Origin of the sequence: Haliscomenobacter sp. (genome assembly GCF_041740695.1) — a bacterium.
Lineage (GTDB): Bacteria > Bacteroidota > Bacteroidia > Chitinophagales > Saprospiraceae > Haliscomenobacter.
In genome coordinates, this window is sequence record NZ_JBGSLK010000133.1 from 1 (window position 1) to 24,940 (window position 24,940).

At 48.6% G+C, this 24,940-nt stretch carries 17 protein-coding genes; 9 read left to right on the forward strand and 8 right to left on the reverse strand.

Annotated elements, in window-relative coordinates; all coding sequences use genetic code 11:
- Nucleotides 1-108: 108 nt before the first annotated feature.
- On the reverse strand, nucleotides 109-2,475 hold the full coding sequence (locus ACEW9O_RS26440; protein WP_373553233.1) for a CotH kinase family protein: 2,367 nt from the start codon (nucleotides 2,473-2,475) through the stop codon (nucleotides 109-111).
- 228 nt (nucleotides 2,476-2,703) lie between these two features.
- Complete coding sequence (locus ACEW9O_RS26445; RefSeq protein ID WP_373553234.1) at nucleotides 2,704-6,312, reverse strand: choice-of-anchor I family protein; 3,609 nt, start codon at nucleotides 6,310-6,312, stop codon at nucleotides 2,704-2,706.
- Nucleotides 6,313-6,631: 319 nt separating this feature from the next.
- On the opposite strand from ACEW9O_RS26445, the gene ACEW9O_RS26450 reads away from it, so the two are divergent.
- Both ACEW9O_RS26450 and ACEW9O_RS26455 read left to right on the forward strand, forming a co-directional pair.
- Nucleotides 6,632-7,477 (forward strand): transporter, encoded by an 846-nt coding sequence (locus tag ACEW9O_RS26450; protein WP_373553235.1) that lies wholly within the window; start codon nucleotides 6,632-6,634, stop codon nucleotides 7,475-7,477.
- Nucleotides 7,478-7,537: 60 nt separating this feature from the next.
- Nucleotides 7,538-8,818, forward strand: coding sequence for a hemolysin family protein (locus ACEW9O_RS26455; RefSeq protein WP_373553236.1), 1,281 nt, complete (start codon nucleotides 7,538-7,540; stop codon nucleotides 8,816-8,818).
- Here the strand turns inward: ACEW9O_RS26455 and ACEW9O_RS26460 are convergent.
- The 3 genes from ACEW9O_RS26460 to panD form a co-directional block, all read right to left on the reverse strand.
- On the reverse strand, nucleotides 8,815-9,639 hold the full coding sequence (locus ACEW9O_RS26460; protein WP_373553237.1) for an MBL fold metallo-hydrolase: 825 nt from the start codon (nucleotides 9,637-9,639) through the stop codon (nucleotides 8,815-8,817). The genes ACEW9O_RS26455 and ACEW9O_RS26460 overlap by 4 nt on opposite strands.
- Nucleotides 9,615-10,622 carry an NAD-dependent epimerase/dehydratase family protein gene (locus tag ACEW9O_RS26465; RefSeq protein WP_373553238.1) on the reverse strand — a complete coding sequence of 336 codons (1,008 nt, stop codon included), beginning with the start codon at nucleotides 10,620-10,622 and terminating at the stop codon, nucleotides 9,615-9,617. The genes ACEW9O_RS26460 and ACEW9O_RS26465 overlap by 25 nt, the downstream gene beginning before the upstream one ends.
- A gap of 114 nt (nucleotides 10,623-10,736) precedes the next feature.
- Nucleotides 10,737-11,084 (reverse strand): aspartate 1-decarboxylase, encoded by a 348-nt coding sequence (panD, locus tag ACEW9O_RS26470; protein WP_373553239.1) that lies wholly within the window; start codon nucleotides 11,082-11,084, stop codon nucleotides 10,737-10,739.
- Between the two features lie 181 nt (nucleotides 11,085-11,265).
- Between panD and dnaN the strand changes: the two genes are divergently transcribed.
- Both dnaN and ACEW9O_RS26480 read left to right on the forward strand, forming a co-directional pair.
- Nucleotides 11,266-12,384, forward strand: coding sequence for a DNA polymerase III subunit beta (dnaN, locus tag ACEW9O_RS26475; RefSeq protein ID WP_373553240.1), 1,119 nt, complete (start codon nucleotides 11,266-11,268; stop codon nucleotides 12,382-12,384).
- Between the two features lie 83 nt (nucleotides 12,385-12,467).
- Nucleotides 12,468-12,926, forward strand: a complete 459-nt coding sequence (locus tag ACEW9O_RS26480) for a hypothetical protein (RefSeq protein WP_373553241.1) — start codon at nucleotides 12,468-12,470, stop codon at nucleotides 12,924-12,926.
- Nucleotides 12,927-13,060: 134 nt separating this feature from the next.
- Here the strand turns inward: ACEW9O_RS26480 and ACEW9O_RS26485 are convergent, their stop codons facing one another.
- Entirely contained in the window at nucleotides 13,061-14,725 is a 1,665-nt protein-coding gene (locus ACEW9O_RS26485; RefSeq protein WP_373553242.1) for a DUF4139 domain-containing protein, read from the reverse strand.
- An 899-nt stretch (nucleotides 14,726-15,624) separates the two neighbouring features.
- Here ACEW9O_RS26485 and ACEW9O_RS26490 point away from each other — a divergent pair.
- Nucleotides 15,625-16,068, forward strand: a complete 444-nt coding sequence (locus tag ACEW9O_RS26490; protein WP_373553243.1) for a hypothetical protein — start codon at nucleotides 15,625-15,627, stop codon at nucleotides 16,066-16,068.
- Between the two features lie 268 nt (nucleotides 16,069-16,336).
- On the opposite strand, the gene ACEW9O_RS26495 is transcribed toward ACEW9O_RS26490, so the two are convergent.
- The gene (locus ACEW9O_RS26495; RefSeq protein WP_373553244.1) at nucleotides 16,337-17,521 is read right to left on the reverse strand and encodes a hypothetical protein; all 1,185 of its coding nucleotides are present in this window, start codon (nucleotides 17,519-17,521) and stop codon (nucleotides 16,337-16,339) included.
- 95 nt (nucleotides 17,522-17,616) lie between these two features.
- On the opposite strand from ACEW9O_RS26495, the gene ACEW9O_RS26500 reads away from it, so the two are divergent.
- On the forward strand, nucleotides 17,617-19,131 hold the full coding sequence (locus tag ACEW9O_RS26500; protein WP_373553245.1) for a hypothetical protein: 1,515 nt from the start codon (nucleotides 17,617-17,619) through the stop codon (nucleotides 19,129-19,131).
- A 152-nt stretch (nucleotides 19,132-19,283) separates the two neighbouring features.
- On the opposite strand, the gene ACEW9O_RS26505 is transcribed toward ACEW9O_RS26500, so the two are convergent.
- Nucleotides 19,284-20,573, reverse strand: coding sequence for an acetyl-CoA hydrolase/transferase family protein (locus tag ACEW9O_RS26505; protein WP_373553246.1), 1,290 nt, complete (start codon nucleotides 20,571-20,573; stop codon nucleotides 19,284-19,286).
- A gap of 151 nt (nucleotides 20,574-20,724) precedes the next feature.
- Between ACEW9O_RS26505 and ACEW9O_RS26510 the strand changes: the two genes are divergently transcribed.
- The 3 genes from ACEW9O_RS26510 (at nucleotide 20,725) to ACEW9O_RS26520 (ending at nucleotide 24,862) form a co-directional block, all read left to right on the forward strand.
- Nucleotides 20,725-21,522 carry a hypothetical protein gene (locus ACEW9O_RS26510; protein WP_373553247.1) on the forward strand — a complete coding sequence of 266 codons (798 nt, stop codon included), beginning with the start codon at nucleotides 20,725-20,727 and terminating at the stop codon, nucleotides 21,520-21,522.
- A 155-nt stretch (nucleotides 21,523-21,677) separates the two neighbouring features.
- Nucleotides 21,678-23,309 carry a M28 family peptidase gene (locus tag ACEW9O_RS26515; protein WP_373553248.1) on the forward strand — a complete coding sequence of 544 codons (1,632 nt, stop codon included), beginning with the start codon at nucleotides 21,678-21,680 and terminating at the stop codon, nucleotides 23,307-23,309.
- Nucleotides 23,310-23,335: 26 nt separating this feature from the next.
- Nucleotides 23,336-24,862 (forward strand): serine hydrolase, encoded by a 1,527-nt coding sequence (locus ACEW9O_RS26520; RefSeq protein WP_373553249.1) that lies wholly within the window; start codon nucleotides 23,336-23,338, stop codon nucleotides 24,860-24,862.
- The last annotated feature ends 78 nt before the right edge of the window (nucleotides 24,863-24,940 follow it).

Consider the following 24,940-nt stretch of genomic DNA (forward strand, 5'->3'; position numbering starts at 1 on the left):
GTTGAGGAGGTTGAGAAGGTTTAGGCTGCCGCAGAGACTTAGACAATGTTCTTGTCAACGTCGTTCGCGGCAGCCTAAACCTTCTCAACCTCCCTCAACCTTCTCAACCTATTTCAAAATCACCAGCTTCCTACCCACTCCGCCGATGCGCAGCAAGTAAGTGCCGGTTGGCCAGCTATTGGTGTTCACAATGGTTTTTTGTTGCAATACCTGCCGGGCCATTAAGCGCCCCTGGATATTGTATAGTTCTAAAGTCTCGCCTTCGATACTGGATTCAGCTTCAATGGTTACTTGATCCTGGGCTGGGTTGGGGTAAATTTTTAATCCTATGGCAGCCAAGTCCAGTACTGGTGTTGTAGTCAGGTTATTGGTCTTGTTAAAAGTTGATTTTTGGATCACAAAAGCACCTGTACCGTCGGGTACCCGGGCATAGCCCTGGTCATCCTGTTGTTCCCCAAATTCTACCCGATCCAGTTGGACGCCACTAGGGTCGGCCAAAATAAGCAATTCACCCGATTTTGACAGTTTAAAATTGCTGTGCAGCGGTCCCTGGTTTTGATCTTCGTCGGCCCAAATCGCTAAAAAGCCTTTGGGTTCGATGTAGGTATCAGTGGGGAAAGCCCATTTTTTGAGGTTGGTCAAGTTGTCGGTCAGGAAATACCCACTCAGATTGATGCGGTTGCTGGTAGTATTGTAAAGTTCGATCCAGTCATCAGCCTGTTGTTTTTCATCCAGGTCTTTGGTATTGGAGGCCAAAACCTCGTTGATGACCACGGTCGTAGCCGAGCCCAGGGTGGTCTGCACTTGATAAAAATAAACATCGTGCTCGGCACCTACCGGGTCGTAGCTGGCAGTTTTCACGTTGTTGTTCGAGACAGCTTCGATGTAGTAGCGCACATAAGTGCCCGCATCGAAAGCGGGAATGGTCGTTCCAAATACCCCGTCAGAAGCACTACCGTCGCCGTTGTTGCCGTCGTCCTTCATCTGGATTTTGGTAAAAATACCGGTCAGGTTATTGGAATAATACAACCAGACCGCTGAAATGCCTTCAGAATTGGTCACTTTGCTGCGGATTTGTACAGTTTGTCCACTTTGTGGCAGTTGCCCTTCTACGTTGTTCACCCGATACACCGTGCCACTGATGCTGGGAGAAATGCGGTTGACTTCAGTTTGGTTTCTTAAATAAGTATAGCGGGTATTGAAAAAATTCTTCAAGGTATTGATACCCGAGGTGAAGCTCGAATACCCATACAGGCTCTGCGGGTCGGTTTTGACCATTGGATCAATTTTTTTGGCCAAACGATCGATGTGTACATTCGCAACACTGGGATTGAGGCTCTGCTCCACAATGGTGCGCAAGTGGGCCAGGTAACGCTGCCGCCACGCTGGGACCGCCAACATACGATTGAGCAATGGATAGTTGATGTTGGTTTCGTTGTAAAAAGGACTCCAGCTCGCCCGACTCCCAGCTAGTGAACTGTTCCCGTCCACTTCCATGGGGGTAAGACGTTTGGTCTCAGGATCCCAATACAAGTAATAATCCATGCCCCCTTTAAACACGTAACTGTCGTCGTCGCCAAAGGCAATTTCAGTTGCCAAAAACCAGAGGGTTCGGTCGATGTCGATGTATTCGGGTAAGACCGTTTCCAGATTGGCAATGGCCGTCTGGTTCAATTTGCTGGCCGCCTGCATCAGTTTTTCCCAGGGAAAGGCCACTTCGGAACGCTTGAGGGTGTAATACGATTTGTACAAGGAGGTATCAGCGCCCAGGTAGTTGATGGCCGATTTTCCGCTACCAAATCCACCGCCACCACCTGGGCCGGGGCCGCCGCCAGTTGCACCCGATGGTACATCAGCCCGCCAGCGGATGCCGTCGTTGCTGAACCACCATTCCTTGATGAATTCCCCGTTGATTTGTTGCACGTTGGGGTAGATGCCCCAGTCCTGGTCGTTGAGGTACAAGTGGATGAAGTTGGTGCGGACTGCGGGGCTGTGTTTGCGGGCAAGCAGGCCATAAAGCACCTCGCGCAAGTAAGTGGGATCTTCAAAAGCGTTGTTAAAATTGAGCGACTCGTAGCCGCCTACGTTGAAGTCTTCTTTGCTGAATTCGAGGTTGACGGTAAAGGATTTTTTGAGTTGAGCGCTGGTCAGGCGATTGTAGGAGGTTTGGCCTTTAAACGCTACTCCGATGCTATCGTAAGTTTTACCTTCATACACCATTTTTGCTAGCAAATCACTGCTATTGCGGTAATTGTTGGTCAATTGTTGCCAATAATCGGATTGGGTAAAATAAAGGCGAACCTCTTTAATATCGGCAGTGTCATAAAAGCCATTGACCCTTTTTTCGCCAAAAACCAGTCTTTTGCCATCCTGACTTACGCTGAGGCCATCGGGAAGTTTTTGGGCTGTTAAATCATTGATCAGGCCAACGCATAACCATAGCGTTGGCAGGAAGAAAAGTATGCATTTCTTCATATTAGCTGTGTTTTTTTCTAAAGTCGCTTTAAAAATAGGCTCGCCTACGAGCTAAATATACAGCAGGCGCTTAATTGATAAGTTTAAAAAAATGGTTTTGTACTCACCTTGACAGGAAATAATGGATAAGAGCATGTCTAAAACAAATCCCGAACCTTGCACAGCGCCAAGATTCGGGATTGAAAAACAGGCAAGCAAAGGCCTTATTAATTTGGTGTTAACTCGTTTTTATTCAACTACAAATCGTACAAATTCACCATTGTCAGCCTGCAAAACATACAGACCGCTGGCAAAATTTTGTACCTCAATTTGATCTACTTTTTGGAAGCTGCGTACCCACTGTCCCATCACATTGTAAACGTTGCCACTCAGCAACTTGCTGAAATAGAGTCGGTCCTGAACCGGATTGGGATAAACTTTGAAGCTGAACGCAGCTTTTGTCAAGTCTTTGGTACCCACCGTAATTTGGGTCTTGTCCTTCACTTGGAAAATGCTCACCGAGTTGCTGGTTTCATTGGCCACCAATACCAGCGGCTGTCCATTGGGGCTTTCTTCACCTGAGATGAAAATAATGCCTTCCGAGCCACGGTCATCCTTAGCGTTATTGGCAGGCAGCACTCGATTGTTGACGTAGGTGACGTATTTAGGTGCCAGAGGATTGCTGAGGTCATAGACGATGACTCCCCCAATGCGCTCCAGGGCGATAAAAGCGTAAGGCTTTTTGTTGATTACCGCCACGGCTACCCCTTCTGGCTCAGGCCCTTTGTCGTCGCTGCGGTTTTTGGCTACAGTAGTGGTGCCATGGCTCGCATTGAACATTTTGCCATAAACCGGATGATCGCGGGTAATGCGCTCCAACTGATCGCCACTATCCCAAACGAGGGTGCCTTGATCATCCCAAATGCTGAAGGAACGGCCACCCAGCAGGTGGATTTGATCATAGTCTCCGTCGCCATCCAGGTCGCCACTGGCTTTGGTCACTACGGTGCGGCCAAGCAAATGATCCAAGCGCAGGTCGTTGGAGTCGGGGAAAACGCTGGGCTCTAAACGAATGTTCTTAATGTTGGTCACTTCAGTATAGGCACTGTATTCCCGAGAATCACCTTCGTTTGCGGTGATCAGGTAGTTTTTACCCCCTACCGCGAATGCCGCAATGGCATCCGGCATGTACACCCCGTGAACGGGCAAGTTGGCCAAATTGGCGCCAGTACTTTGGTCGCTGGCATCCAAACCATTGCCAGGTTTGTTGTGATCTTTAAAACCCAGCGGGCGCAAAGCCGGAAGCCCCTGGACGGTAGCCAGTTGTTTGGTCGTCAAATCGATGGCAGCAATGGCATTGTTTTCCTGGAGGGTAATGTAAGCTGTTTTTGAGTCTGGGCTAAAAGCAATGTATTCTGGTTCCAAATCCTGTGCCAGCGTGCTGCCACCCTCCTGACCGGTTTTCACCCCAAACACCCGCAAGCCAGCCTGACGGTAGTTGGCCACAAAAGGATTCAATGCTGAAAAATCAACTTTGGTTACCTTGGATTGGTTCAGGGTAGCAATGCCCCCACTGATGTCGATGATGCTGACACTTCCTTCGGGGTCTTCGCTGTAATCGTCCAGTGGTTCGCCTTCATTGGCAGTCAGTACAAATTTGCCATCGGGTGAAAAGCCGATGTGATCGGGTAAAACGCCTACACCCACTTCCTTAAGAATGGTGCCAGCAGTATCAATAAAAATTACTTTTCCTTCCTCATTCTTCTGGGTCGCCTCAATGGCTGCGGCAATCAAGCCGTTTTTAGCGGCAATACTGTTGATGCCACCAAGGGTATTGACTGGCACAGAACGAAGCATTTTGGGCGTAGCTGGTGTTGCAATGTCCACAATGTCAATGCGGCCCGCAATGGAATTGGCAATGAACATTCTTTTACTGGCTGGATCAAAAGCCACAATTTCGGAAGAACCACCTGTGTTGCGGAAACTCGAAAGCAATTGGAGTTCCAGACTATCGGTAGCTACGGGTGTAGCCGTATCATTGTCCCGAATGTAAAATACTTGCGCCGCATTGGTAGCCAATTGTACACCTTGGGCGTTGCGGAAACGCAAAACGAAGTATTCATCACTTTCTGCAATGGCGTCATCAGCAACAGCAATGGTAAAGGTAAGGGGCGCGGCTACCGCACCAGCAGGAATGGTCAAGGTTTGGGCCTCAAAGGTATAATCTTCTCCCACCTTGGCAGAGCCCGAAGAAATGTAGGCTTCTACACTTCCCTGGGCTGCACCTGTTCCAGTTAGAGCAAGGGAAATGCTGATCTGGTTCACATTCTCCAACACGCTTTGGCTGCGTGTAGTGTAGTTGAGGGTAGCAAAAGCTGCACCAGGAGAAGCAAGTACAGCGGCACCGCTATAGGTTTTGCCGGTGTTGAGCCCAGAAGCACGCCAATTGCTGCCCATGTTGTTGTCCAGAGCGGGGTCGATGAGTTCCAAAGATGGGCCCATTCCATCCGGGCTAGTGGGCCAAGGAGCGGCGTCATCGTAGTTGATGGTATCCAGAATTGTCCCAAGCGAGTTGCTCAGTACAATGGGAGAGCCACCATTGCCCAAAAAGCCACTGCCCCATTGTTGGAACTTTTGGCCGTAAAAGCGGCGAGCCCGTAAAGAATCCGCAGCAATCAAAAATACCCCTTTGGCCGCTAAACTTTGTTCAGCGATTACCCCCGTAGCGCTGCGCGAAAGGCGCAAGCCACCCAGGGCAATACTCGCATCACCACGATTGTAAATTTCAATGAACTCCAGCGAATCGGCCCCAGAGCCCGCATTGTACATGATCTCAGTGATGAGCAGATCTTGACCAGCATAAGTATTCCAAAGCAATGGCCCTGAAGTGAACGCTGCGGTCATGGTATTGGCCATTGGAGCCAAATCCACCAAACCATTTACGGTCAGGCGATAAGTGATGCCATTGCGCAGGGCAGTGGCGGTAGTCAAGGTAATTTTTCGGCCTACAGAGTCATAGGCAATTTTGCTGATGCGCAACGTAGGCGCGAGGCTGAAATGGGTAGTATCCGTAGCTGAAGCCCGCGTAACGCCTTCATTGACCACTATTTCAATGGTGCTGGCGTTGATCAGCACCACTGAATTGACTACTGGTGGAATTGTGTCTCTAGCCGCAGCACCAAGTACAAATGCGGTGGCATTAAAGGGCAAATCAGGTGCAGTTCCATCGGCGCTTTGGTCACCTGAAGCATCCTGTGCATCCCAGTTGAGGGTTACATCATTGATCGATGCCAAATAACCAGCTTTGTCGTTTCCGGTGCGTGGACCTTTGTACTGGCCAATGTCCGTGCCAGCTTTCAGGATGAGGGCGGACGTGCCAGCTACCAAACCAGTGCCATCCAGGGTGCCCGCAGCTACAGCTACTGTACCGTTCGCAACCATACAGAGAAAGGTAGTAGGCGTGTTCACGTCAGAACCTGTGAAAAAGAAAATGGCTTCATCGCTGTTGCTGATGCCACGGTTGCTGGCATTCACTGGCATTACGGTACCCAGGTTTACACTTGGGCCATTGGTAAGGTCGGTGAAAAGAATGACCGTGCCAGCCAAGATGGGCATGGTGCCAGTATTCCAGGCATAGGAACTTTCGGCAGCATCACGAAAAGCGGTACCGCTCCATTCGTCATCCCTAAAATAAATGGTGGTGTTGGCCGGGAGTGTTGCCAGGGCGACGATGGCCAAATCGTCATTTCCATCGGCATTGAAGCCAATCACGGCAATGTCTCCAGCATTTTGGGCGCTGAGCCAATGGCTCATCAGGATCAATCCCAAGGAGAGAAGATTACGTAGAAGTTTCAACATAATGATTCAGGTTGGTTGGTAAAAAAGCAGGATTATTCTGGTATAATTTGTGCTTAAAATGAAGTTAAAGAAAAGCAAAAAGAAGGGCTGAAACTGCTGCGGATTGGGCAATAGGCGAGAATTAATGTAGATACTTTATTCCTCTAACCTTGGATTCACATTAGGCAAAATTGCATGCGTGGATGTTTTTTTTTATTGAATTAAATGTTAAATTCATGTCTAGGTAATGGGGCAAAAATAAATGTTCATTTTTTTATTGCCCCTAAAAAGTAACCTCTTGAGGGTATTCACCGTATAGCCATTCCAAATACGCTAACTCATGAAAAAAATCTATCTCCTTGGACTGCTGTTGATCAGCAGCACTGCCTGGCTCAAAGCTCAGGACAGTACCGAAACCATCGCTCCTGATCGCCCAGGCTTTGGCGACGCGGTATCGATCGTACCCCTCAAAAACCTCCAGGTGGAAACTGGTTTTTGGTACGAAGCAGATAAAGCGACCCCACTTACTGCTAAGGGGATTGGACTGAATTCCACCCTGTTGCGTTATGGATTGGGGGATAAAGTGGAGCTGCGCTTTGATTACAACCTTTGGCAAAACCGCACTTCATCCAGTGCCCGGCCAAATGACCCTGAACAGGTCGAAACTGGCTTTTTCCCCCTGCGCTTAGGGATGAAAGCATTGTTGGTGGAAAATAAATCCTGGATTCCTACGGTTACCTTTATTGGCATGTTGGGCTTACCACGCATCGCGACGGATGCTTTCCAGCCTGCTTATTTGAGCCCGGATTTACAATTGTCCTTTGCCAATCCGATCAATGATTGGTTGACGATTTGTTACAACTTGGGGGCAAGTTGGGATGGAGACAACCCCAACCCAGAGAATTATTATGCCCTTTCTACTGAGTTCTCTTTCTCCAATAAAATTGGGGGCTACCTGCAAGGCCACGGCGCTTTTCAAAGAACCAGTCTGGGTGGCGGTAAGGTCTCCACAACCCATCAGACTTTTGCTGAAGCCGGTGTGATGTATTACCCAAGGGCCAACATCCAAGTGGATTTATCCGGCGGCATCAGGGCCTCGGAATACGACCAGGAGTGGATTTTTTATGGCGCAGACCGCAGTTATTACTTTTTGACGGCGGGTTTGTCCTGGCGGTTTCCGAGGTAATACAGCCTTTCCGGCCTAAATTGTTACCTTTGTTCATCTCTTCATCCAATTGAACAAGCAGTGGACCTACTCGTCATCATCATTTTTAACTTCATCAACGGCATATTTGCACTTTCTGAAATTGCGCTCGTATCGGTCAAAAAACAGCGCATGATTCAATTGGCGGAAAAAGGAAATGCTCGGGCACTGAAAGTACTGCAATTGCTCAAAAAACCAGAAGACTTCCTTTCGGCAGTACAAATTGGCATCACCCTGATTGGTATCGTTTCGGGCGTTTATGGTGGGGTAACCTTGACCGATAATTTCCGACCGGTAGTGGAGCAGTTTGAAGTGCTGCGTCCTTATGCCTCACAAATTGCCTACATCCTGGTAGTAGCCCTGATTACCTATTTGTCCATTGTCATTGGTGAACTGATCCCCAAAACGCTCGCGATGAAATTTGCAGAGCCAGTGGCCTTGACCATCGCGGGGTTCATTATGGTTTTTTCCAAAATCGCGCGCCCTTTTGTCTGGTTGCTGACCACGACTACCCGATTGGTTTTTATGATTTTCGGGGTTAAGCCAGCCGAGGAGGAAAAAATTACTGAAGAAGAGTTGCGTTACCTGATCAAAACTGCGGGCAGACAGGGGCTTTATGAAAAAGAAGAAAGTGACATCCACAACAATGCCATTTCTTTTGCCGATTTGCGCGCCAAGACCTTGATGACCCACCGACTGGAAGTAGAGTGGGTAGATGTCAGCGACCCCTTCGAAAAAATTGAAGCGACCTTATTACAAAGCAACCACTTTCAGTTTCCGGTTTGTGACGACAAGCACGACAATATCCTAGGCTACCTGCACGTCAAAGATTTTTTTTCCAAAAAGAATGAGCCGGGATTTCAAGTGCGCAGCATTATACGGGAGCCCATTTTTATTCCAGAAAGCCAATTTGCGATTGACATTTTGCAGCAGTTCAAAAAACAACGTTGTTATTTTGGCATCATCATTGATGAATTTGGGGCTTTTGAAGGGATCATTACTTTGCACGACCTCGCGGAGGCGTTGGTTGGTGATTTGCCGGATCAAGGTGAAGAAGAGCAAGGCATCGTGGCTCGGGAAGATGGCTCCTTATTGGTCAGCGGTACGGTATCCATTAATGCGCTCAATCATTTTTTAAAAACGGATTTTTTTACCGAGAAAAGTGGTTTTTTTACCTCTATAGCTGGTTTTGTCATTCACCATACTGAACACATTCCCAATGTTGGTGAACACTTTGAATACAATGGTCGAAAGGTTGAAATTGTGGATAAAGATGGGGTACGGATTGATCAGGTGATTATTTATCCGGAGGTTAAAAACTAACGCTCAACCAGCTCGGGACTATGTGTAAAAACAATCCTGCAATCCCGATGAGCCTCCGCAAAATCCCGCAACTCCCCAAAGGTTCGTTTATAGGCCCCCCAATCATCAAAAAACAAACGGACGATGGATTTGGGCAAAATCCCTGCCCGCCAGGGCTCAAGTTGCCAAGCCGCATCAGCAGCTAAAAAAACCGGGCCTTCCGGTGTTTGCAACAAAGCACCCAATTGCCCCCGCCCATGCCCCGGCAAAGCGTAAAGTTGAATGCTGCCATCACCAAAGAGATCATAAGCACTGTCGGCTTTTTTCAATTGACCCAAGTCTGAGTCTACAATACAATACAGGCGCTGTTCCAAATCAGCCGGGATCAGATCCGGCAAAATTCCTTTACTCACCGCAGCCCAACCCTTCACTGCACCAGCTTGCGCCCAAGCCGAAGCACTACAAAACACTTTAGCCTGCGGAAAATCCTTCAAACCCGCAATGTGATCGCCATGAAAATGAGAAATGATGATGGTTTTGATTTGATCGGGAGTGTAACCCAAAGTTTTTAAACGCTCAAGGGCGGTTTCGTGGGCTTCCAAAAATAGAGGCGTCATCAAGGCATAGAGGCGATAAGGCCAACTGGCGGTAGCCGTACGAAACCGTAGCGCATAGCCAGTATCAAACAAAATCAAGCCCTGCTCTGGATGATCAATCAAAGCCCAGGTCGCATAAAAACGGCAGTGTTTTTGCCCCTGGACAGGATCAACTACTCTGCCATGCGAGACACAGTAACCAGAATGAAAAATATGGAGCTTTACGATTGTGTAGCCTGGTACCATGTCACAAATTCTTTGACACCATCCTCAGTGCTTTGAATGGGCGTGTAATTTAATTTTTCCCGGGCTTTACTGATGTCCATCGTCATGGAAGTACTCAAAATGCCGATGCTGTAGCGGGTCAAGGCAGGTTCGCGCCCACCCATCAAATACCGATGAATGAATTCATTGAGGCTGGCCACAGTCAAGGCAATGCTGGCGGGTATTTTTTTGGTGACGGGAGGCAAATCCAATGCTTTCAGAAAAAGACCGATGCTGTCCCAGAGCGGTTTGGGTTCTCCATTGGTGATGTTGTACACTTCTCCAAAGGCGCTGTGCTCGGCATTCAGGCAACATTCTACCGCCCGGATGACATTGGCCACACAAGTCAGGTCGACAATGTTTTTGCCATCCCCTACAATTTTGAGCCGCCCTTCGTGGTAGGCCCGCAAAACCCGGGGAAAAATTACCGCATCTTCCGCGCCAATGATGGCCCGAGGGCGCAGGGCAATGGTTTCAAAATCCGAGCGATTCAAAGCTAAGGTTTCCTGCTCGGCCTGGTATTTGGTGACCGCATAATGGTTGACCATCGGGTCGGGCAGTGGGTCAGACTCTTTGATGTTGAACCGATCCTGATAGGTAAAATAAACACTTGGTGTGGAAATGAGGATGAAACGCCGCGTGCCTTGAGCCTGCGCAACCTGCAATAAATTGAGCGTAGATTTTACATTGGCGTCGTAAAATTCCTGATACGTTCCCCAAGGTGAGGACAAACCCGCGCAGTGAATCACCACATCGGCGCCAACGACCAATCGTTCACAATCCTCCAATTTGATCAAATCAGCGGATTCATAACGGCAGCCCAGGGCTTCAAATTCCGCCTTGCGCTCATTCCGACGCCCGGTACCCAATACCTCGGCTTGGGGGTAGGTTTGACGCAGGCTTTTGAGCAATCGACCGCCTACAAAGCCTGATGCACCGGTGATGAGGATTTTTTTGGGAAACATATTTTTAGAGATGAAAGATGAGAGATGAAAGATGAAAGATGCTACCGCAGAGACTTAGACAGGGTCATCGTCAAAAACGCTGCGGTAGCATCTTTCATCTCTCATCTTTCATCTTTATACAAGTCGGTTATTCTCGTCCGGGAAAACAATCCAGGGCTTAAACGTCTTTGCTTCTTCAAAATCCAGCCAGGCGTACCCAATGATGATGAGGATGTCGCCCACTTGTACCCGGCGGGCGGCGGCTCCGTTGAGGCAAATCATGCCCGAGCCCCGTTCGCCTTTGATGATGTAGGTTTCGAGGCGCTCCCCATTGTTGTTGTTGACGATTTGCACGCGTTCGCCCTCAATGAGGTTGGCTGCGTCCAGCAAGTCTTCATCGATGGTAATGCTGCCGATATAGTTCAGGTTGGCCTCCGTGACCTTCACCCGGTGAATTTTGGATTTGAATCTTTGGATCAACATAGGCTACAAAGATAAGATTTTTTAGATCAAGCGTTGAAAGGCGAAACACGTCAGGAATAAACATTGCCGAGCTCCAATCAGTTTTCCACAAGTTGTTAATTATTTGCCCGGAAAAAATAAATTATAAACATTACTTTTGTGACTTAACCTAAGTAACTTACCCGGAAAAGGACTACACGTTATGAAGTTTAGCGTATCATCATCTGATTTACTGAAGCAATTGCAAGTTGCCGCCGGTTCGATTGGCTCAAACCCTGTTTTGCCCATTCTGGAGGACTTTTTATTCAGCATTGCCGACAATAAGCTGACCATTTCTGCTACCGATCTGGATACCGCCATCACCACCCATATGGATGTGATGGCCGATACCGATGGAACAGTTGCGGTGCCAGCCAAAATTTTATTGGATACGCTAAAAGCGCTGCCCCAACAACCCATCACATTTAACATTGACGAAAACACCTTCGGCATTGAAATCACTTCGGCGTATGGTAAGTACCGTTTGTCGGGTGAAAATGGCCAGGATTTTCCAGCGATTCCCGAACCGGAGTCTGGGGATGATACCATCACACTGCCTTCCAATGCCTTGATTCAGGGGGTGAACAAAACCTTGTTTGCCACCAGCAATGATGAGTTGCGCCTGGCCATGATGGGGGTTTATTTCCAGGTGGATTTCAGCAAAATCACGATGGTGGCCACCGATGCCCACAAATTGGTGCGCTACACCTTCACCGATTTGAGCAGCGAGGTGAGTACTTCTTTTATTTTGCCAAAAAAAGCATTGAACCTCCTCAAAAACGTACTGCCCGCAGGCACCGAGGTGAAAATGTCTTTCAATAAAGCCAACGCGTTTTTCAGTTTCAACGATACCCAAATTTCTTGCCGCCTGATTGACTCGCGGTACCCGGATTACCATGCGGTGATTCCGGTGGATAACCCCAATCTGCTGACGATCGCCCGTGCAGATTTCGCTAGTTCGCTGCGCCGCATCGCGATTTACGCCAACAAAACCACCAACCAGGTGATTTTGAACGTGTCTCAGGGCACCTTGATCGTTTCAGCCCAAGACCTTGATTTTTCCAATGAAGCCACCGAAAAACTGACTTGTACTTACGACGGCGACCCACTAATGATTGGGTTCAACGCCAAGTTTTTGCTGGAAATGTTGACGGTACTGGAGTCCGACGAAGTACGCATGGAATTGTCTACGTCTACTCGTGCAGGGATTTTATTGCCAGTAGAAGAAGTGCCCGGAGAAGACATTTTGATGCTGGTGATGCCCGTGATGTTGAGCAACTAAGGGGCGATAAAAAAATAAGTGGAGAACTTTTTTGAATAAAAAATTTCTTCACTCCCAAATGTTGAGTACCCAATAAACCGTAAATGAAACACTCCATCATTCTGCTGGGCATGGTTGTAGCCTTGCTGGCAGCTTGTAAACAACAAGCCGAACTTCCCAAAACACCTGAAGAAGTAGTCAAAGCGTACCAGGCTTATTACGATCAAAATCGTTTTGATGAAGCCAAAGCACTCAGCACACTGGCGGAACAAAGCCGCCTCGACAATCTGGCCAAGATGATGCTAGAGCAATCCTCCGATTCTACCCAACTCACCACCTCCTTTCTTTCGTTACAATGCCGCACTAAGGGCGATTCTGCCTTTTGTCAATGCCGCTGCAAGGATCAATACGAAACCTACAACATCGAATTTGTGCTGCTGCGGCGCAAAAACCAATGGTTCATCGATGCGCCCAAAGAGGTAAAGTACGATTACGATATTCCAGCTGTGGACGCGGGGGTAGATACGCTGTTTAACTTGTTGGATGTGGAGAGGGAGCAGTAAAGACTAAGAGAGGTTGAGAAAGTTGAGGGAGGTTTAGGAAGGTTTAGGCTGCCGCAGCGGCTTGGACAAGGACATTGTCAAAACCGCTGCGGTAGCCTAAACCTCCCTCAACCTTTCTCAACCTCCTCAACTTTCTACGGTTTTGCTACCGTCCTATCCTTCGGATATTTCAGCCAATATTTGAAGCGCAAGGTTTTGCTGCCGTACGCTGGAACTTCCAGGTGCCACAGCAATTTGCCAAAGTCAGCGGTGTACTGTGCGCCACTTCTTTCTTCCAATTCCACCGTAATTTCATCTTGTTTGGATACCGGAATCTGATCCAGAATTTCGATGTTGACGGGGATTTTTTTGTTGTTTTTAACCACAATGTCGTAAGCCACCAACTCCCGTTTGAAATTGTTCAGGAACTTGGGCGTGTAGGCCAGATCGGTGGGTTTTACCCGCTTGATGCTGATGTCTTCATCGCGTCCAAGGGAGAGCAACAGCGTGTCAGACACCGTTTTGGTGTCAATTTCTGATTGTCCCACATAGGTGTCTTTGAAGAAAATCTGCGCCGTTCCTGACAAGAGTCCATAGCGACCATAATTCGGAATTTTGGCGAGCAGGAATACCCCAGGATCCATCTTGGGTACCGCGTGGTACTGGTAAATGGCGTCCATTTGTTCTTCCTTGTAGCGCACGGTTTGGGGCTCGGCACCGGATACGATGTTTTGAGGGGCCGTGATTTCAAATTCTTCGCCACTGGTACTTTCATCCAGCACTACTTCTTCATCCGTAACGGCTACTTCGCCTAGGTCTCCAGGGCCAGAGGAGGTTTTGGCCATGTCCCGACGTTCTGCACTGCGTACCTGCGATTGGGAGAGGTTGAAGACATTGCTTTGCAGTCCTTCCACTTTACCCGCCAGTTGATCATCCAGATTACGGGCGGGACGGGCTACGTAATAATCAATAAACTGTGGAGTCAAAATGGGGCGGTTGTTGTTACTTAGGGGCCGGGCAGAAGACAATTTGAGTTTGACCGTTTGCCAGTCAAAGCCGGATTGTTGGCTTACCACGGCTTTGTACACCATGCGCAAGGGTTTGTCGATGGCTTCAGCGCGCAGGTCGTATGCAGGAGTCCAATACGCCTGGGTGATGAAATAGACACAACTGATGTTCAGGGTCTGGGCCGTGGCGGATTCAATTTGCAGGACAATTTCGCCCAGGGTTTGGGTCTCGCGGCGATTGAGTTTACGCAACCTTTCGTTCATGCCCGCCATCAGGCGATCTTCTTTACGGCGTTCGAAAGTAATTTCCAATTGCCGATTTTTGATTTCGGTCAAACGATTGCGGTAGTATTGAGTCATTTCCTTCCAGTCGTTTACACTCAGGGAACTGTGTTCGCCTGCGCCCACGCGCTTTTGGTTTTCTTGCAGACTGCTCTCTTCCTTGCTGAGGATTTCATTTTCAGAAACCAGGCGCAGAATACGGTCATTCACCGTTTCGATAGAATCCTGCAAGTTTTTGATTGCCGAGCCATTGGGCTGATTCAACTCGATGGTTGCCCGCCGGAAAAAGGCCGACAATAAATCCGCTTTGCCTTCGATCCGCACCTGAATACTGTTGGGGTTCAGGTCGACGGACAATTTTTCAAACACGATCTGGTTGCTGCCCGCCGTCAGGCGCACCGAGGCGACATTGGTCAGTTTGGCGCCGCTGCGGTACACCGTTGCTTCGGTGATGCGCGAAGGGATGCGGGTTTCGGCCCAGGTCTGTAGGCCACTCAAAAGGAATAGGATGATAAAAAGGTGTTGTTTCATGGTGGTATTTTTTATCGGATAAGGGAAGGATGCGGGGAGTGGGGGAAATGCATAAGCGTTGGATCAAAAAAATTAAGACAAAGATACATTGGTCGAATATTTAACTTATAATTGTGTTTGAATTCATTTGTAGTTTACCTCCATTTCTTTCCTTTGATCCCTCAACTATCGTTCTGATCAACCTGCATTTATCACGTACTCGTACTCATCGGTACAGCTTTTAATTTTATTAAAGCGTAAATTTCAAATTTATGAGCTATCAACAAATCATTAGAGTGTTGCTAATGCTTTTAGTTACACTGAAAGTTGGTTTCATACACTGCCAATCGATTTGGTCAAATCCAATTACTGGGAATGACCCTGGCATTTTTAATCCTTACACTACTGGTGAGGCCAAAGACATGAACATTTCTGTATCAGGTATAGGAAGGGGCGTTGGCGTAACTGGAAATGCTGGTGATGATCGGTATAATGCGAAAGGTTGGAATTCTAGTTCCTTTGATAATGGGGACTATTTTTCATTCACCCTTATGCCAAGTGATTTATACAAAATAACATTTGGCACTTTTGTTTACACTGCTCAAACATCAGGGACAGGCCCTTCAAGCTTTGTCTTTAGATCGAGCTTAGACGGATTTACTGTAAATTTAGGCTCTCCGTCTAGTAGTGGCGCAACTATTACCCTCTCCTCACTACCTGAGATTAAATATCCTAGTTCTATTGAATTTCGACTGTATGCTTGGGGCGCAACAAGTGCTGCTGGCACTTTTAGTGTAGACGGTTTTACTTTTAATGGATCTGCTATATTACCCATACAACTGCTTTCTTTTACTGAAAGAGTAGAACAAAATCACATTCTCCTCAATTGGTCCACCGCCACCGAACAAAACAACGACTACATGGCCATCGAGCGCAGCTACGACGGCAACAACTTCTCTGAAATTGGCCGAATCAAAGGTGCGGGCAGCAGTCTGGAGCGCATTGATTACAGCTTCGTCGATCGTTTCCCGTACCAGGGCACCAATTATTACCGCCTTCGCCAGGTGGATTACGATGGCACCACCACTTTCCACAAGGTCATCGCGGTGGAATTTACTGGCGAAAGTGTGAATACCCTGGGTTTTGTGCCTACTCCGGAGGGCATTCAGGTGCAGTTTCGGGCGCCGGGTGCAGGTGGATCGATCAGGTTGGTGGATGCCGCTGGGCGTATCCTGCGGACACAAAAATTCGATGACCAAAGCTTGAGTATACAAATCAGTACGGCTGACTTGCCCCGGGGATTCTATGTGCTCCAGGTGCGGCGGGCCGATGGCAAAGTGGAGGCTTGGCCACTGGTGAAATAAAAATTAGTGCTACGGTCAGCGGCAGAGCCGCCAAAACGTCTGTAGATTTCAGGCACAAGGTAGAGTAAAGGTGCAGAGCACCGTAACACAGAAGCTGGTTGCGGTGCTCTGCACCTTTAGTCCAGAATCTGGCACTTGGTGCTACAGACGTCCTGGCGGCTATGCCGCTGGTCGTTGAACCTAAGATCACTTGGTGTGATGATTAGCTACTTGCTGCAAGTCTAATCATCATTCAAGTCGGAGAACTTCTCCAGGCACCAGGCCAAACTCAGCGCTTCTTCTTCTTTTTACCCTTACCCTTTTTTTCAAACACCTCCCCCGTTGTTTCCGAAAATGGATCAATGTCGTCAACATCGAATTCATCTGCCTCGATTTCGTAATACTGCAAGGCTTCTTTTAAAACAATAGGGTCTTTGGCCAATTTCAAATTGTGCTGATGGGATTTCAGGGTCTCTCTGGCTTCCTTCACAGCCCGCTGGCGCAAGATTTGTGTAGTGACCGGATTGGGGTGGCAAAGGTTTTGGCAGATATAGCCTTCCAGGCCAGGGGCTTTGGCCGTAGCATTCAGTTCAGCCTGCAAGTCCAGCTCTTGTGCTTTGAGTACTTGCAGGTAGTATTTGAATTCTTTTTCGGGTAAAAGGATCAAAGTGTCGCCCTCTTTTTGCAAGTATTCGGCTTGCAGACGGAGCAATTCAAAGAGGTCTTTGCGTTCGTAGGCTTCATTAACCCGCTGGATGGCTTCGGTTTTAGCCGCTTTTTTGCTTTCATCAATTTCACGGTCGGGATGCAACAGGCGAACGAGATCGCCGTAGATGTTTTTGCTTACTTTTTGGATGTCCTTTTCTTTTTGGCGCTCCCGTTCGGCTTTTACTTTTTGTTTTTCACTTCGGGCGCTTCTGGCCTCGTTTTCGGCATGTTCCCGGGCTTCGTCTTGTTTGCGTTCAGCGGCTTCCCGGGCTTTTTCCAGGATTGTTTCCAGGTCATCCTCATCTTCCAGTTCTACTTCCAGGCCAAAAGAACGCAACATTTCTTCTGCCCGCTCCTGAGCCAGCAGTTTTTTTTCCGCTTCCAATTCCTCAAGCGTCTGATCGGCATAGTGGTTGTAAATTTCCGTCAAGGCGGAAAAATCCCGATCTCTGTCTTGAAAAAGACTCTGACAATGCATCAGGATTAAAGTGGCAATTTTTTTGCGGTCGTTTCGTCCAAAAATTGGAAGGAAATAAGCCCGATGTAAGGCTTGCACTTCCTCCACCATCAAGTTTTGCTGCTTGACATGGAGAGGCAGGATTTCCTGATGGTAAAAGGCCAAACCCGAACTCACCTGGGCCTGAAGGGCGTCGAATTGCAGTTTAAGTTGGTTGATCTTGTTGAGCAAGTTGTTGAACTCCTTGTAGCGTTTTGCCCGCGAGCTAGTGTCGTTTTGCGCAACTTCGATACTGATTGGCTTTTTCATGGGGCGAAAATAACTGAAAAAGTGTATTCCCCAAATCCATTTAAACAAGCTTTTTTCACCTTTTTCACGTATCTTCGCCCCTAATTATAATCCACATGAACAATACTTTACGCGAGAAAACTACATTGCTAGCCCTAATGCTGTTCTTTTTGGGAGGAGTATCACCTGCCAAGGCTGAGGAGTATTTCAGTTACAACAGTTCCATCAAACAAGCCTACCAAAAGGCAGTGGCCCTACGGTTGGATGAAGCTGCAGCAATCTTGACCAAACTCAAGGCTCAAGACCCCCAAAACCTCGCCGTTTACCACATTGAAAATTACCTCGATTTTTTTCGCCTCTACATCAATGAAGATGTGGAAGAATACAACCGACTCAAAAAACACCTCGATCTGCGTCTGGATAAAATCAAAGCGGGCGACCCCAAATCGCCTTATTACCTCTATGCTCAAGGGGATATTTTTTTACAGTGGTCTTTAGTCAAACTGAAATTTGGCGATTTCCTGGGGGCATTTTCCAACGCGGGCAAAGCCTTTCGTTTGTTGAAAAAAAACCAGGAGAAGTTCCCTCAGTTTATGCCCAACTACAAAGATTTGGGGCTTTTGCACGCACTGGTTGGCACCATTCCAGACAATTACCAGTGGGGCGTAAAACTGCTGGGGGGCATGCAGGGCTCGATTGCACAGGGCAAAGCCGAATTGGAAAAAGTGATGCGCTATGCCCGGCAAAACGAGTTTATGTTCGCCGATGAAACCGTGGTTTACTACGCCTTTCTGGTTTTGCACCTTGAGAATGACGCCGAAGAAGCCTGGAAAACATTGCAACACCAAAACCTGGATGTAGCCAAAAATCCCCTGCATTGCTTCCTGAAATCCAGTGTGGCCCTGCGTAGCGGCCATACCACCGAGGCGATTGAGATGTTGGGCCAATACCACAAAACGGCAGGTGCCCTGGATTTTCCAGCCTTGGAATTTCAGTTGGGTTTGGCCAAATTGCGCCGCCTAGACAGCGATGCCGCGCCGCATTTTTTGAATTTCCTCAGTCGCTTCCGGGGGCGCAACAACATCAAAGAAGCGTACCAAAAACTGGCCTGGTCAGAATTGATCAAAGGTAATACTGCGGGCTACAAACGCTACCTGCAATTGTGTACACAAAGGGGTGTAGCCGATTTTGGTTCGGATAAAAACGCCCAGGAAGAAGCCCAAAGCAATACCGTCCCTGACCCAACCCTGGTCAAAGCCCGCCTACTTTTTGACGGCGGCTACTATCAAAAAGCGCATGAGCTTTTAACAGAAAAAGAAAATTACCGCTGGCCTACTCAAGCCACACAATTGGAATACACCTACCGTCTGGGTCGGGTATTACATGGCCTCGAACGCTGGGACGAAGCCCTGGGGCTTTACCGCCAAACCATCACAAATGGCCGGGAGTCCACCTATTATTATGCTTGTAATGCGGCTTTGCAAGGAGGCCTGATTTGTGAGCTGCGCAAGGATTACCCTCAAGCCCGTCGTTTCTTCCAACTCTGCACTGAAATGCGGCCGAGTGATTACCGGACGAGTTTGCATCAGGCGGCAAAGGCGGGAATGGGGAGAGTGAAAAGTGAAAAGTGAAAAGCGAATAGCAGGTACACCTGTTGTTTTTCAACTATTTGGATTGATTTTTCTGAGCTTAAAGTTTGGAGTTAGGGTGAACCCGCATTTTTTTCACTTTTCACTTTTCACTTTTCACTTTTCACTCTTCACTTTTCACTCTTCACTCTTCACTAAATTCTTATCTTCCAAATCTCAAAAGTCTCCCTCATCAATTGCTCCCGATGATCCGGGTGGGCGATATTGATCATGGCTTTGGCCCTTTCCTGGATACTTTTGCCCCACATTTCGGCCACGCCGTATTCCGTTACGATGTAGTGCACGTGGGCCCGGGTGGTGACGACACCCGCTCCAGGCTTGAGCATGGAGGTGATGCGGCTGATGCCTTTATTGGTCATGGCGGGCAGAGCAATAATGGGTTTGCCACCTTTGGAAAGCGCAGCGCCCCGGATAAAGTCCATTTGCCCACCTACTCCTGAAAAGATTCGACTACCAATCGAGTCCGCACAAACCTGCCCGGTAATGTCTACTTCAATGGCGCTGTTGATGGCGGTGGCTTTGGGATTTTTGCGGATGATGGAGGTGTCGTTGACGTATTCTATATCCAACACCCTTACGAGCGGGTTGTCATCAACAAAGTCGTAGAGTTTTTGAGAGCCGATTAAAAAGCCAGTGACCAGGTGCCCGCGGTGTTTGGCCTTGTGTTCGTTCGTAATGATGCCCTTTTCCACCAAGGGAATGATGCCATCAGAAAACATTTCGGTGTGAACGCCCAATTCGCGGTGGTTGGTCATGGCAGCTAGGGCGGCGTTGGGAATGGCACCAATGCCCATTTGCAGGGTGGCACCATTTTCTACCAGGCTGGCAATGTTTTCTCCAATTCGGCGCTCAATTTCGTCGGGTTCAGGAATGATGTGCGTAGGTAAAGCGTAATTTACTTCAATGACCTTATCAAATCGACTGATGTGGATGTTGCCATCGCCCTGGGTGCGGGGCATCCGCGGGTTGATTTCGGCAATCAAAACCTTGGCTGTTTCCGCAGCAGCCAATGAGGTATCTACCGATACACCCAAGGTTACGTAACCGTGGGCATCGGGAGGTGAAACGTGCAGAATGGCCACATCCAGGGGAATGGCGCCACGCCGGAACAAACGGGGTACGTCGCTCAAAAAAACCGGAACGAAGTCAGCCCGACCCGCTTGCACTGCCTCACGCATGTTGGCCCCTGTAAAAAGGCTATAGACGTGAAAACTATCCCGGTATTGCTCTTCGGCATAGGGCGCAGGGCCTTCGGTGTGCATCTGGTAAATTTGAACTCCACGCAGTTCATCACCGCGTTCGGCCAGGGCTTTGACCAATACTTGTGGCGCTGCTGCGCCCGTGTGGATGAATACTTTATCGCCGGAACGAATGACTGAAACGGCTTCATGGGGTGTGACGGGTGAATAAGATTTAGAGCTCATGGCTATGACTTCTTTAGAAATTATGTCCTTTGTTTAGGGTTCAAAATAAGGGGGCATTTTTGGCCCCATGAATGAGTTTTCTCTCCAAAGTTAAATGACTTTTGCAAAGGGTGCAAAAAGGCAATACCTTTGTGCTGCTCAAACAGCCTTCATGGAGTTTTCCAACTATTTGCCTTTGCCCCTGCGCGGGGAACATTCCATCTTCTACTACCTCTTGCTAGCCGTATTAGGGGCACAGATTATTTATTCACTGGGGATTGGGGTACTGTTTTTTGGAAAAAGTTCGGGTGAAAAACGTTCCAACGCCTGTTATGGCCTATTGCTCATCACTTTTGCCCTCACGCTGCTGCATTATTGGTTGGTGTTGGCAGGTATTTATGAGCGGTATCCAAGTTTGTATTTTATACCCATTTATTCCACTCTTAGTTTGCCCACTTTACTTTTTTATCATGTTAAGTTGCGCTTGTATCCTCAGTACCAACTGCGCCGCAGCGATTTGAAGCATTTCATTCTACCCATCGGGCAGTTCGTTTTTTTTGTGTTCATGTTTTTTTCCTCAATGGATTTTAAAGCAGATTATGGGCGGCAGTTTTTTAACCCTTTTTATGGGGCATTGGAGCAGGGTTTATTTCTGAGCCTCTTTTTTGCCTACCTCTTCTTTGCTCGCCGCTACGTGGTGCAAAAACGCAAAAACCTGCGCGATAAGTCGGAGTTGCGCAAGGTGTTATATGCCCGCAAGTTGTTGCAGGTGCTGTTTTACCTTTTTTGTATCCATACCTTTTTCGTGCTCAGCGATTTCATCAGTTACCAGTTTTGGGACCTCAATTTACGTTCGGTGAAGGTTTTTGCCGCCCTGGGCATCCTTTCTTTTGCGGCCATCCTTTTCTGGTTAGGCGTTTACGGCTTTCAGATTTTATTATGGGGCAGAAAAGTGCTGAATGAAGGATAGTTCGAATGACGAATGATTCGAATGACGAATGACGAATAAGGGGCACTTCGACTTCGCTCAGTGAACAGCTCAGTGACCGGAACATTCGTACTTCGTCATTCGAATCATTCGTCATTTCTCCTTACCTTCCCACCTCGCTCAAAACCATACCAAATATGATTCACCGTAGCCTGAGTATTTTACTGAGTGGCCTGCTGGTTACCGCTTGCTGGGGCCAAAGCAGTTTGCCCAAACACTTGAAAAAACCATTGGATAAAGTATCCGCCGAAGCCCTCAAAGGCCACATCGCCTACCTGGCCGACAACCGCATGAAAGGCCGCCTGCCAGGTACACCCGAATTTGATCTGGCTGGCCAATACGTGGAGGCTGAATTCAAAAAACTGGGCATGGAACCTGCTGGCGAAAATGGCACCTACCGCCAAAAAGTAGTCATCCGCACCGCCAAAACCATACCCGATCAAAACAGCATCCATTACCATTCCTCCACCCAACACATGGACCTGGAATACGGCAAGGATTACACGGTGCAGGCCGACTTCAACGTAGCCCGCAACCAGGTGGAAGCCCCCTTGGTTTTTGCTGGTTATGGCATTTCAGCGCCCAAACTCAAGCACGATGACTATGCAGGCCTGGATGTAAAAGGTAAAATTGTGATCCTGCTCAGTCGGGTACCCGAAAACAAGTTTGGCAGTACCGAAACTGCCCACCTGGCCACTACCCGCGCCAAAGTCGACATGGCCTACAAACAGGGTGCTGTTGGCGTTTTTGTGATGCCTTCACCTACGGTAGGCGGCCCGCAAGGAGGCCCCGCATCGGCACGAGGCGTGGTGTTGCCCAATGGAAAAGCCGAAGGCCGGGGTGTCAATCCTTACGCTTCAATCAAGGTAGTTGGGGCTTTGACCTGGACGGGTTTGGGTAAAATAATGGGTAAACCCGAACTGAGCAGCCGTGAATTGGCCGCTTTACTGTACAATCCTAGCACCCCAGTGGTCATTCCCGGTACTGCCCGCATCCAAACGGGTACGGTATATGAGCACCTGGAAAGTTTTAACGTAGTGGGCAAAATTCCGGGTTCTGATCCGGTGCTAAAGGACGAATACGTGGTGCACACCGCCCACCTCGACCACGTCGGGATTGGCCGCCCAGTCAATGGCGATTCCATCTACAACGGTGCACACGACAATGCTTCGGGAGTAGCCAGTTTGCTGGAAATTGCCAAAACCTACCAAAACCTGAAAAAACAACGCCCCAAACGTTCGGTGCTGATTGTGATGGTAACGGGTGAAGAAATGGGCCTGCTGGGCTCCACCTATTTTGCCAACAACCCAACCGTGCCCAAAGAAAAAATTGTGGCCGATGTCAATACGGATATGCCAACTATCCTGGCGCCACTCTTAGGTGTAGTGCCACTTGGTGCCGAGCACTCTACCCTACTGGCCACTGTCCAACAGGCTGCGGGCTACCTGGGTCTCGAAGTGATGCAGGATCACATGCCAACTGAAGTACGTTTTGTGCGCAGCGACCAGTACAGCTTTGTCCTGCAAGGCATTCCCGCGCTGCACATCAAGTATGGCCTCAAAACCAGCGACCCCAATTTTGACCTGGATGGTTTGATCAAGGATTTTACCAAAAACAACTACCACAAACCTTCGGATGAACTCAATGGGTCTTTCAATTTTGAAGCGGGCCGCACCTACGTCAAACTCAATTTTTTGATCAGCTATCTGGTGGCCAATGCTGCGGATCGCCCGACTTGGAAACCCGAGAGTATTTTTGCCACCAATTAATCGTTATCCCTTAAAGTATAGAAATCATGCATAAAATCACCTTGCTGTTGCTGGTGCTTTTCCACTCGCTGCTGGCCTACGCCCAGGTGGAAGTAGCTGCACTGGATCAATATTTTCAACAAGCTCAAAAAGACTGGAATGTACCGGGATTGTCCATCGCGGTAGTAAAAGATGGAAAGGTCGTACTGGCCAAAGGCTACGGCGTTTTGGAAAAAGGGAAAACGATTAAGGCAGATGAAAATAGCCTTTATGCCATTGCTTCCAATACCAAAGCTTTCATCTCTGCCTCCATTGGCATCCTGGTGGAAGAAGGTAAACTGAAGTGGGATGACCCGGTGCAAAAATACCTACCCTACTTTGAGCTGTATGATCCCTACGTGAGCAAACACGCTACCGTGCGTGATCTGCTCTGCCATCGGGTGGGTTTAGGCACTTTTAGTGGCGATGCCATTTGGTACAAAACGAATTACAGCGCGGAGGAAGTGGTCAAAAGGGCCAAGTATTTGCCCTCCGACTATGAATTTCGCGCAGGTTATGGGTATACCAACCTGATGTTTATTGCCGCTGGTGAAGTAGTTCGAGCGGCGAGTGGCCAGCCTTGGGATGTGTTTGTGAAAGAACGCATCTTCAAACCCCTGGGCATGGAGCGCAGCCAAACCAGCACCAGTGCCCTGGGCAATCTGAGCAATGTAGCCATGCCACACAAGAGCATTTATGGCCCCGCCGAGCCTATTCCCTATGCGGGCTGGGACAACATGGGCGCCGCTGGGGGCATCATCTCCAGTGTGAGCGACATGGCCAAGTGGATGAATTTACAGCTCAATCAAGGGAAACACGAAGGCAAAACCATCTTCAGCGCCCAAACCCAAGAAACCTTCTGGCGAATGCACAACAGTTTTCAGGTCTCTGCCGCGCAAAAGCAACGCTATTTTAAACGGCATTTTTCGGGTTATGCCCTGGGCTGGAGCATTGCCGATTATGGCGGCAGAGTGGTACTGTCGCACGGTGGCGGCTACGATGGCATGTACTCCCAAGTGATGATGGTGCCCGAAGAAAAACTGGGCATCGTGGTGCTGACCAATAGTATGACTGGCATTAGCCCTACGCTTTGTCAATACGTAGTGGATCGTTACCTGAGCTTGCCGCTGAAAGATTGGAGCAAAGAGGGTATTCCTGGCGAAGTACAACACCAGGCCGAGCGCCGCAGTATTGTGGCAAACCGCAAAGCTGTACAGGTCAAAAACACGACGCCGGGTTTACCCGCCAGCGCCCTGGTCGGCCAATACCACGACCCATTGTACGGAACGCTTGAAGTGAAGCTTGGGTCCAATCAACAGCTGGAACTGCACTTCCCACACGGGCCTCAACTGGATGCGGTACTCAGCCATTGGCACTACGATACCTATGAAATCAAATGGAAGCAAAACCACGCCTGGTATGATTTTGGTACCCTGCAATTTGTGGTGGATAACAATCGGAAGGTGGTAGGGATTGAATTTGATGTGCCGAATGAGGATATCTTTTTTGAGGAGATACATGCGAAAAGACAGTAGGGGCGATCCTTTGTGATTGCCCCCTATGCGATGGTTATGGGCGACCACAAAGGGCCGCCCATTTTGTTGGGGGCGGCC